Source organism: Rhodococcus chondri (assembly GCF_036327435.1).
Lineage (GTDB): Bacteria > Actinomycetota > Actinomycetes > Mycobacteriales > Mycobacteriaceae > Rhodococcus > Rhodococcus chondri.
Window position 1 is genome coordinate 1 of record NZ_JAUZMZ010000164.1, and the last position, 10,100, is coordinate 10,100.

Consider the following 10,100-nt stretch of genomic DNA (forward strand, 5'->3'; position numbering starts at 1 on the left):
GTTGTTTCCCATGATGTTCTGCGCGGGAGTGTGGCTTCCGGTGCAGGCGATGCCCGCGCTGCTGCAGCGGATCGTCGAGGTGACACCGTTCGGTGCGGCCTCGCAGCTCCTCGATCAGGCCGCCGCGGGGGATTGGCCGAGTGTGGCCGGCCTGATGCTGGTGGCCTTGTGGGCGGTCGCGCTCACCGCCGCGGCCGTGCGCTGGTTCCGGTGGCAATAGCAGTTCCGTTGGCAACAGCACCTTCACCCGGCATCCTGAAACCGTGACGACCTCGCAACCGGCCGACGACATCTGGGAGCGCGCCCACCGATGGGGCCGTGGGCTCTGCTCGCAACCGGCACCGTTCTGTCGCTCGCCACAGCGGGACTGCTGATCGCCCCCGCCGAACGTGTTCCGGCAGCGGTTCTGGTCCTCGTGGCGGTGGGCTGGGAGGCGTGGTGGTCGCTGGGTGCGTACCGGTTTGCTCGCGACAGCGGTGACGATGGCCGGATCTCAGTCCGGAGGTCTTCCGCCGTCGAGTCTCACGACGTGGATCGGCTTCGGGCTGCTGTTCGCGCTCAATGCAGCCATCGGGACGGTGACGCTCCGCATCGGCGAACGCGACCAGGCGAGGACTCGGGAACTGATCGAAGCGATCACCGAACTCGAACGCACGAACGTCCGCTTCGAACAGGCGCTTTCGGAGAACCAAGCGCTGCACGAACAGCTTCTGCTGCAGGCTCGGGAGGCCGGTATCGACGATGAACGCCGCCGCCTCGCCGCCGAAATCCACGACACCCTGGCACAGGGACTCACCGGAATCGTCACGCAACTGCAGGCCGCGCAGGACACCACCGATCCTGCAGCGGCGGGGCGTCACGTGGAGCGTGCTGCCGCGCTCGCACGGCGCAGTCTCGGCGAGGCCCGCCGGTCGGTGCAGAATCTGGCTCCGCAGGCGCTCGAACACAGCACTCTCGAAGACGCACTCTCCCATACGGTTCGGGCATGGTCCGCGGAGTCCGGTATCCGCGCCGACTTCACGGTCACCGGAACGACCGAACCGCTGCACGAGGACATCGGCGCCACCTTGCTGCGGATCACCCAGGGGGCGCTCGCCAATGTCGGTAAGCACGCCGCCGCGGAGCGTGTGGGTGTCACGGTGTCGTACATGGGCGACGAGGTGAGCGTGGACGTGCGGGACGACGGGTGCGGCTTCGACCCGGCGACCGGCTCGGTCCGCGGATTCGGTCTGAGGGGTATGCAGTCGCGGGCGGCACGTATCGCGGGCACAGTGAACGTAGAATCCGAAACCGGTGCGGGGACGGCGGTGTCGGTGCGCGTGCCGCTGGTGAAGGCGGGGACGGGCCCGTGAACAGTGCCATGGCGAACGGCCGCCGGAGGCGGTGCTCACGACCTACGACACGGACGCCGACACCTTCCCCGCGCTCGAGGCCGGCGCGACCGGGTATCTGCTCGAGGACGCGCCGCGCGACGAGTTGTTCGACGCGGTGCGGGCGGCCGCCGAAGGCCGTACCGTCCTGTCGCCGGTGGTCGCGTCGCGTCTGCTGGCCCGGGTACGCAACCCCGACCCTCCGCGTCCGCTGAGTGCCCGCGAACGCGAGGTGCTGGTGCTGGTGGCGAAGGGCACGTCCAACCGTGAGATCGCCCGGGAACTGTTCATCAGTGAGGCGACGGTCAAGACGCATCTGGCGCACATCTTCGGGAAGCTGGACGTGACCGATCGCGCGGCGGCGGTCGCGGCCGGCTACGACCGCGGCATCCTCGGCTGAATCCGGCGGTGCTGCGCGGTGATGAGCGCGCGAAATGTACCTTACCGGTGGGTAACCGGCCCATCGGCAGACAGCCCAATCGGGCAGGACTACCCTATGTGCCTGTGACCTCACACTATGACGTCGTTGTCCTCGGAGCCGGTCCCGGTGGGTACGTCGCTGCTATCCGCGCGGCACAGCTGGGATTGAGCACCGCCATCATCGAGCAGAAGTACTGGGGTGGTGTCTGTCTGAACGTCGGCTGCATCCCCTCCAAGGCGCTTCTCCGCAATGCCGAACTGGCGCATCTCTTCAACAAAGAGGCCAAGACGTTCGGCATGTCGGGAGACGTGTCCTTCGACTTCGGTGCCGCCGTCGACCGCAGCCGCAAGGTGGCCGACGGTCGCGTCAAGGGCGTGCACTTCCTCATGAAGAAGAACAAGATCACCGAATACGATGGCAGGGGCGCGTTCGTCGACGCCAAGACCATCGAGGTAGCCCTCACCAAGGGCGGCACCGAACAGGTGACCTTCGACAACGCCATCATTGCCACCGGTTCGGTCACCAAGCTGCTGCCGGGCACCGAGCTCAGCGACAACGTCGTCACCTACGAAGAGCAGATCCTCACCCGCGAGCTGCCCGGGTCGATCGTCATCGTCGGTGCGGGCGCCATCGGCATGGAGTTCGGCTACGTCCTGGCCAACTACGGTGTGGACGTCACGATCGTCGAGTTCCTCGACCGGGCCCTGCCCAACGAGGACGCCGACATCTCGAAGGAAATCGCCAAGGCCTACAAGAAGCTCGGCGTCAAGATCAAAACCGGCACGGCGGTGCAGAAGATCTCCGACAACGGCTCGGACGTCACGGTCGAGATCAAGGACAACAAGTCCGGCAACGTCGAGACCCTCACCGTCGACAAGGTGCTGCAGTCCGTCGGCTTCGCCCCTCGCGTCGAAGGCTTCGGCCTCGAGAAGACCGGTGTGGAGCTGACCGACCGCGGTGCCATCGCGATCGACGAGCGCATGCGAACCAACGTCGACGGCATCTACGCAATCGGTGACGTCACCGCCAAGCTCATGCTCGCCCACGTCGCCGAGGCGATGGGTGTCGTCGCGGCCGAGACCATCGGGAACGCCGAGACTCTCGAGTTCGGCGACTACCGCATGATGCCGCGCGCCACCTTCTGCCAGCCGCAGGTCGCCAGCTTCGGTCTCACGGAGCAGCAGGCGAAGGACGAAGGCTACGACGTCAAGGTCGCGACCTTCCCGTTCACCGCGAACGGCAAGGCGCACGGCCTGGGAGACCCCAACGGTTTCGTCAAGCTCATCGCCGACAAGACCCACGGCGAGCTTCTCGGTGGTCACCTCATCGGCCCCGACGTCTCCGAACTGCTGCCGGAACTGACCCTGGCGCAGAAGTGGGATCTGACCGTCAACGAGCTGGCGCGCAACGTCCACACCCACCCGACCCTCAGTGAAGCACTGCAGGAGGCCATCCACGGTCTCGCGGGTCACATGATCAACTTCTGACAGGCGAGGGCTCGTCCTTCGCAATCGCAATCCTCCGCGCGGGTAGATCCCTGCTCGGATGTACCGGCTCGGCCCGTGGCGACTCGACCGTCGTCGCGGGCCGGCGTCGTTCGGGAGCGGTCTTTACCGCCTTCCAGTTATGAGGTTAGCCAGACCTTACTTCAGCCGGGAAATTCCCCTATAGTCGTCGCGTGAGATCGCCGCCTGCGCGATGACTGCGGAAGGAATGCATATGTCCGAGACCCAGGGAACCCATGACGCACTGCCACTGGCCGATCGAGACGCCGCTCACCTGCCCGGGCACTGGCTGCTCGCGCGTCTCGGCAAGCGCGTGCTGCGCCCCGGTGGCAAGGAACTGACCGAGCGGATGCTGTCCGACGCGAACCTGAAGGGCGTCGACGTGGTCGAGTTCGCGCCCGGCCTGGGGCGGACCGCGCAGAGCATCCTCGAGTATGCTCCCAAGAGCTATGTGGGGGTCGAATCCGACGAGAGCGCAGCCGAATTGACCCGCAAGGCCATCAACGGTGCGGGCACGGTGCTCGGCGGTGAGGCATCGAAGACCGGGCTCGACGCCTCGACCGCGGATGTGGTGGTCGGCGAAGCCATGCTCACGATGCAGACCGACAAGCACAAGGCCGAGATCGTGCAGGAGGCGTTCCGTGTACTGCGTCCCGGCGGCCGCTACGCCATTCACGAGCTGGCGATCGAGCCGGATGCGGTCGACGACGAGATCAAAACCGACATCCGGCAGTCTCTCGCCCGATCCATCAAGGTCAACGCGCGTCCTCTCACAGCCACGGAATGGCGGCAGCTGTTCGTCGAGGCCGGCTTCGAGGTCGAGACCGTGGGCTTCGCGCCGATGGCGCTGCTCGAGCCCAAACGCATCCTTGCCGACGAGGGCCTGCTCGGCACGCTGAAATTCATGGGTAACGTGATCCGTGACTCGGACGCGCGTGCGCGCGTGCTGCAGATGCGTTCGACGTTCACGAAGTACAAGAAGCACCTGGTCGCGATCGAGATCATCGCGAAGAAGAAGGAGACCTGATGAGTGCCGAAGAAGCGTCCGACGGCAAGATGACGGTGATCGAGGGTCTCGCCGACCTCAATGCCCAGGACGGCGACACGCCGCGGCTCGAAAAGCTCGCGACCGGAGCGGGCGCCACCGTGATCCGGATGGGGTTCGCCGCGGGGCAGGTCATGAAGGACCACCGCGCGCCGGCCCCGATCCTGGTGCAGGCCACCAGCGGTGACGTGTCGTTCAGCACTGCCGACCGGACCGTATCGCTCGTGCCGGGCACTGCCGTACACGTCGACACCGGCATCGTGCACAAACTCGTCGCCAACACCGACTCCGTGGTGATGCTGACCATTCTGCGGTGATCAGCGCCGATCGGGCCCTGCCTCGATGACGCGGGCCGCGACCTCGGCAAGCGGTGTATTGGTTTCCTGCGACAGTTTCACCATCATCTCGAACGCACGATCGGCGCCGATCGTGAACCGCTCCATGAGCATGCCTTTCGCTTGACCGATCCGGTCGCGGCTCGCAAGTGCCGATTTGAACTGAAGTTCCTTGCGGGACGCGAGGATCGCGACCGCGGCATGTGCGGCGAGGGCTTCTCCGGTGTGCTCGGAATCGCTGTCGAACGCGTTCGCCTGCGAGGAGAACAGGTTCAGCGCCCCACTGTGACCGGTCTGCGTGTACAGGCGGAACGACAGAATGCTGAGCACACCGGCCTCGACCGCTGCCGCGGCAAATCTCGGCCAGCGGGTATCGGTGCGCAGATCGTTGCAGCGGGTCATCACCGTTTCCTGTGCGGCATCCAGACACGGGCCTTCCCCGAGACTCACCTGCAGGTTGTCGAGTTGCGGCGGAAGACCCGACGTGGAGGCAAGAGACTCGAACCTCGACGGCCCGGCGATCAAGAGCACATCGGCGCTCTCCGAACCTGGAACGATAGCCACCGCAGCCCCGGTGATACGGCGGAGCGTTTCGTCCAGGTCGAAGTCCGCCGTCATGGAGCGCGCAAGCTCGGCCATGGACCGGCTGAGCCGCTCGTCGTCGAGGTGTGCCACGGGGGTTCACCCTCTTTCTCGTCGGGTGCGGGTGTTCTTCGCACCGTAGTCCACAGTAATCAGGTGCGACGTCGCCTGCCTGCGTCGATCTTCCATGGTCCGGGATCGAGGGCGAACGAGACGTCTGTGAACGGGCGTGCAACAGTGGAGGCACTCATGGCCGTGCTGATTGCAGGAGGACCGAGATATGGATGCGGACTCGGAGCGCGGTAGCGGCGATCCCGCGGCGGTCTTCGCTGCGATGGCGGACCTGGTCTATCGGGAGGCCGAGCCGGACCAGGTCTACGAGGCGATCTGTTCGGCGGCGACCCAGCTGGTCCCACGGTGTGATCACGCCAGCGTGATGATGCGCCGTCGCAATCGCTATGTCACCGTCGCGGCCGGCGACGACATCGCCCGTCAGGTCGACGACCTCGAGCGCGAAACCGGCCAGGGTGCATGCCTGGACGCGATCGAGCACGAGCACCCGCAGATCGAGCCGGATCTGCGTACCGGTAGTCCCTGGCCGCGGTTCGCCGCCCGGGTCCTGGCCGAAACTCCCGTGCGGGGGGCGATGTCGTTTCGGTTGCATACCGAAACAGGCAAGATCGGGGCTCTGAATCTCTTCACCGACACTCCGGGCGGCTTCACCGCCACCGAAGCGGCCCAGGCGAGTGTTCTCGCCTCGTTCGCAGCGGTGACCACACTGGCGGTGAGTCGTGGCGAGACCCTGGCTTCGCTGCGGGACGGGCTGTCGAGCAACCGTGAGATCGGCAAAGCGATCGGCCTGCTGATCGTCTTGCATCATATCGGCGACGACGAGGCGTTCGAACTGTTGCGGAGCACGTCACAGCAGATGAACGTCAAGGTGGCCGACCTGGCGCGCACATTGAACGAGCGACACCTTCGCGACATGTCCGATCTCAACCGCCCGGGCGGACGAGGCCCGCTGCTCGGATAGGTTTCGGACGGGCTGATCGACTGCAGCCCGGTGCAATTCGACACGTTCCGCCGGAGGATGGACCGGCCGGAGCCGTAGACGACTCCGGCCGGCCCCGCGGGTGGCGGTGGTCGGCCCCACGGCGCCCCCCTGCGGCGCCATGCCGACCCCGCTTCACCAGGATTCGACTCGATCGCGCAGCGCCGGCGCTGCGCGGTCGTGTGCTGCTACCGAGGAGGAGCCGGTCGATGTCGCGTGACGATCGGCAGGTTGCCGAATCCGGCAGCGACCGGACCGATAGCGACGCCCGACCGACGTCGTGAATGTGGACCCGAGTGCGAACGCAAAGTGACCATCCTCAGTGGACATTCGACTGCTGGACGCACCGGCGTACGCGAAACGAGGTGAGATCGCAGCAGTCGTTCGAACAACGACATGACGATGGCTGCTCTTCAACCCTCGCCCGCATAATGCCATGAAATTGTCCAGGGCGGGCATGAATACGTTGATCCGCCTGCGCCGTGCGCCGATCTCCGCCGATCCTGCAATACTCCGGCGTACGGTGTCGCTATGGCGGAACGAGGCGCTCGCCCCCCGGTACATCCGGTTCGGAGAATGATGCTGCGAGCGGTGCGTCACCTGTTCACACCGCTGCGCCCCGACGACTATCTCGAGATGATCAACCCACTGTGGACTACCCGTGAGCTGCGCGGCCGCGTGGAGAAAGTGGTCCCGGAAGGCGACAATGCGGCCTCGGTGCTCATCCGGCCGGCCTACGAGTGGCGCGGACACGAGCCGGGCCAATACGTGCGTCTCGGTGTGATCATCGACGGTGTCTACCACTGGCGCGCCTATTCTCTGACCTCCGATCCCGACCCGGACGACGGACTGATCAGCGTCACGCCCAAACTGGTCGAAGGCGGCGTCGTCTCGCCGTACCTCGTGAATCGGATCGAGCCGGGAGACATCGTGCGACTCGGGGAGGTCGAAGGGGTATTCGTCCTTCCCGAACCGGTACCCCGGAAATTGTTGTTCGTCAGCGCCGGCAGCGGTATCACACCGATCATGAGCATGCTGCGCAGTCTCGACCACCGCGACCTCGTCGACGATGTCGTCGTAGTGCATTCCTCGCATACCTCCGACCAGGTGATCTTCGGACCCACCCTGCGCGACCTCGACGAGCGGCATCCCGGAATGCGGCTCGAGCTGTGGGTCAGCGGGGAGCGAGGGCATATCAGGCCCGCCGATCTCGACGATCTCTGCCCGGACTGGCGCACCCGTGAGACGTTCTGTTCCGGTCCGCCCGAACTGCTCGACGCCTTCGTCGAACACTGGAACGAGCACGGCAACCCACAGCGATTCCACCTCGAACGTTTCCAACCGATCATCGGGGGGAATGCGGGAACCGGTGAGGGTGGCACCGTCCACTTCCTCGACAGCGAGACGGACGTCGAATGCGACGGCGGAACCCCGATCCTCGTGGCAGGGGAGGAGGCCGGTCTGAAGTTGCCGTACGGGTGTCGCATAGGCATCTGCCACACCTGTGTCGGCACACTGCGCTCGGGACGCCTCCGCGATCTGCGCACCGATGAGGTGAGCGAACCGACCGGGGCATCGGTGCGCACGTGCATCCACACCGCAGAAGGCGATATCGAACTCGAGCTGTGAGGGCCCGGCTGCGAAAAGGAGGAAAGCGTGACAAGCACTTTCGAAAGCCCGCTTGCCCACCTGAGCGAGGAGACACTCGACGAACTTGCAAAGGAACTCGACGCGATTCACGACGAGGTGTACTCCGACCTGGGAGAACGCGACCGTAGATACATCAAGTCCGTCATCGCCGCGCAGCGTCAACTCGTGGTCACCGGACGGATCCTGCTGTTCGCCTCGTCCTGGAAGCCGGCGTGGGTCACCGGAACCGCGTGCCTCGGCATGGCGAAGATCCTCGAGAACATGGAGATCGGCCACAACGTCATGCACGGGCAGTGGGACTGGATGAACGATCCGGACATCCACTCGTCGGTGTGGGACTGGGACACCGCGTCCACGGCCGAGGCGTGGAAGCATTCGCACAACTACATCCACCACACGTTCACCAACATCCGCGGTCTGGACAAGGACCTCGGGTACGAGATCATGCGGATCGACCCGCATCAGAAATGGCGCCCCGTCTACCTGGCGCAACCGCTGTACAACGCTCTGCTCACGGTGCTGTTCGAATGGGGTGTGGCGCTGCACGATCTCGACCTCGAGGCGATGTGGGCCGGAGAGAAATCCAAGACCCAGGTCCTGAAAGAGCTGAGGGGTATCGCGGGGAAGGCGCGGGCGCAATTCGTCAAGGACTATGTCGGCTGGCCGCTCGTGAGCGCCGCGCTGTTCGGTGCAGCGCAACTCGCCCTGCGCGGACGGCTACCCCAACCCGCACGGTCCCGGCTCGGAGGCCGCATACGCGCACTGGGTGGAGGGAAGTGGAAGACCACCGCCGATCTACTCGACCGCTACGCCCCCGGCGTGGAGAAAACGTTCCTCGCGACGGTGCTCGCCGACATCACGGCCAACATCATCCGCAACGTGTGGGCGCACGCCATCATCTTCTGCGGCCACTTTCCCGATCAGACGTACACGTTCAGCAAGAAAGAGGTCGAGAACGAGTCGCGCGGCGGCTGGTACGTCCGCCAGTTGGTCGGTGCCGCGAACATCGAGGGAACACCCCTTTTCCACATCATCAGTGGGAATCTCGGTTATCAGGTCGAGCACCACCTGTTCCCCGACATGCCGAGCACGCGGTATTCCGAAGTAGCGCCCAAGGTCAAGGACATCTGTGAACGGTACGAGTTGCCGTACAACTCGGGCCGGCTCGGAAAGCAGTGGTGGATGGTGCACCGCACCATCGCACGCCTCGCCTTCCCCGGTGGGAAGCCTCGCCCGAAGCCCGGCCCGTACCGGAGCTCGGCCGATTCCGGCGGAGGTGCCGTCCCGAGCGAGGCCGCGCGCCACCGTCGCAGGCTCCCGGCGGAACATCCGGACGCGGGGCCCGAGCACGTCCGCGGCGGCGTCGCGGTGGATCCGCCGCCGCGGTGACCGTCTCAGCCCCGTGACGCCAGGTAGGGGAGCCAGCCGCCGAACTCGGTGATGTCGGCCGCGTCGGCGACCGCGTCGTGGGTACATCCGAACCCGATCACCGAACGCCCGTCCGACAGCTCCACGCTCGTCAGCGTCATCGGCGCCGGCAGCGCCGCCAGGAACCGACCGAGACCCGCTTCGGACACCCGGAACAGTTCACCGACGATCGGTGCTCCGCTGCCGGCGCCGTGCCGCACGAGACCGGGCTTCGGCGGCGTGGTGTCGAGCGCCATCAGCCGATATGCGTCGGAGGTACGAATCCGTTCCATAAAGCGGGCCCCGATGTCCTCGAGCTGAAAATGCAGTGGCTGCCCCCGCAGGTGCGCGCCGAACACCGCCAATTCGACTCCGGCGGTGACGAACCCGGGTGCCGGAACATCGCTCAGCCGGGCCGCGATGTCCACCGCGATCTGATCGTGGAAGGCCGGAACCACGACCATCACCCCGAAAGGATGTCCGGATCCGGTCCGCCGGCCCGGCACCGCGACCGCGGCCATGTCGAGCAGGTTGCAGAAGTTCGTGTAGGTGCCCATTCGTCGATTGATTCCCACCGGATCGTCCTGCACCGCAGCGATGGTGGGGTGTTCGGTGGTGGTCGGCAGCAGCAGACCGTCGAATTCGGCCAGCAACTTCTCCGCGGCCGCGCGGGTATGGGCGAGGGAATCGAGATCGGCGACCAGTTCGTGGGCCGCCGGGANTTTNGCTCCCGT

Annotated in this window: 9 protein-coding genes and 2 pseudogenes; 9 read left to right on the top strand and 2 right to left on the bottom strand. The window is 65.7% G+C overall.

Going from position 1 to position 10,100, the window contains the following annotated elements; all coding sequences use genetic code 11:
* From Q8814_RS21225 to Q8814_RS21250, 6 genes and pseudogenes are all read left to right on the top strand, one after another.
* A pseudogene (locus Q8814_RS21225) lies at window positions 1-220 on the top strand (ABC transporter permease); the annotation flags it as partial.
* Window positions 221-482: 262 nt separating this feature from the next.
* Window positions 483-1,352, top strand: coding sequence for a sensor histidine kinase (locus Q8814_RS21230; RefSeq protein WP_330153974.1), 870 nt, complete (start codon window positions 483-485; stop codon window positions 1,350-1,352).
* Window positions 1,353-1,371: 19 nt separating this feature from the next.
* Window positions 1,372-1,770, top strand: a pseudogene (locus tag Q8814_RS21235) (LuxR C-terminal-related transcriptional regulator); the annotation flags it as partial.
* Window positions 1,771-1,874: 104 nt separating this feature from the next.
* Complete coding sequence (lpdA, locus tag Q8814_RS21240) at window positions 1,875-3,278, top strand: dihydrolipoyl dehydrogenase (protein WP_330153975.1); 1,404 nt, start codon at window positions 1,875-1,877, stop codon at window positions 3,276-3,278.
* A gap of 232 nt (window positions 3,279-3,510) precedes the next feature.
* The gene (locus Q8814_RS21245) at window positions 3,511-4,323 is read left to right on the top strand and encodes a class I SAM-dependent methyltransferase (RefSeq protein ID WP_330153976.1); all 813 of its coding nucleotides are present in this window, start codon (window positions 3,511-3,513) and stop codon (window positions 4,321-4,323) included.
* A complete protein-coding gene (locus Q8814_RS21250) occupies window positions 4,323-4,658 on the top strand; it encodes a cupin domain-containing protein (protein ID WP_330153977.1) in 336 nt (111 codons plus the stop codon). The genes Q8814_RS21245 and Q8814_RS21250 overlap by 1 nt, the downstream gene beginning before the upstream one ends.
* Here Q8814_RS21250 and Q8814_RS21255 read toward each other — a convergent pair whose 3' ends face one another.
* Entirely contained in the window at window positions 4,659-5,351 is a 693-nt protein-coding gene (locus tag Q8814_RS21255) for a GAF and ANTAR domain-containing protein (RefSeq protein ID WP_330153978.1), read from the bottom strand.
* 187 nt (window positions 5,352-5,538) lie between these two features.
* Between Q8814_RS21255 and Q8814_RS21260 the strand changes: the two genes are divergently transcribed.
* The 3 genes from Q8814_RS21260 to Q8814_RS21270 all read left to right on the top strand — a co-directional run bounded on the left by Q8814_RS21260 (window position 5,539) and on the right by Q8814_RS21270 (window position 9,348).
* Window positions 5,539-6,291 carry a GAF and ANTAR domain-containing protein gene (locus Q8814_RS21260; RefSeq protein ID WP_330153979.1) on the top strand — a complete coding sequence of 251 codons (753 nt, stop codon included), beginning with the start codon at window positions 5,539-5,541 and terminating at the stop codon, window positions 6,289-6,291.
* A 549-nt stretch (window positions 6,292-6,840) separates the two neighbouring features.
* The gene (locus Q8814_RS21265; protein WP_330153980.1) at window positions 6,841-7,938 is read left to right on the top strand and encodes a ferredoxin reductase; all 1,098 of its coding nucleotides are present in this window, start codon (window positions 6,841-6,843) and stop codon (window positions 7,936-7,938) included.
* Between the two features lie 27 nt (window positions 7,939-7,965).
* Window positions 7,966-9,348 carry a fatty acid desaturase family protein gene (locus Q8814_RS21270; protein ID WP_330153981.1) on the top strand — a complete coding sequence of 461 codons (1,383 nt, stop codon included), beginning with the start codon at window positions 7,966-7,968 and terminating at the stop codon, window positions 9,346-9,348.
* Between the two features lie 5 nt (window positions 9,349-9,353).
* Here Q8814_RS21270 and Q8814_RS21275 read toward each other — a convergent pair.
* A partial coding sequence (locus Q8814_RS21275) for an allophanate hydrolase-related protein (RefSeq protein WP_456239115.1) occupies window positions 9,354-10,100 on the bottom strand: 747 nt, incomplete at its 5' end.

Bases quoted from the DNA above. Each gene is read 5' to 3' on its own strand.
- Q8814_RS21265 (WP_330153980.1), top strand. From the start codon at position 6,841: ATGGCGGAACGAGGCGCTCGCCCCCCGGTACATCCGGTTCGGAGAATG.
- Q8814_RS21250 (WP_330153977.1), top strand. From the start codon at position 4,323: ATGAGTGCCGAAGAAGCGTCCGACGGCAAGATGACGGTGATCGAGGGT.
- Q8814_RS21230 (WP_330153974.1), top strand. From the start codon at position 483: ATGGCCGGATCTCAGTCCGGAGGTCTTCCGCCGTCGAGTCTCACGACG.
- Q8814_RS21245 (WP_330153976.1), top strand. From the start codon at position 3,511: ATGTCCGAGACCCAGGGAACCCATGACGCACTGCCACTGGCCGATCGA.
- Q8814_RS21260 (WP_330153979.1), top strand. From the start codon at position 5,539: ATGGATGCGGACTCGGAGCGCGGTAGCGGCGATCCCGCGGCGGTCTTC.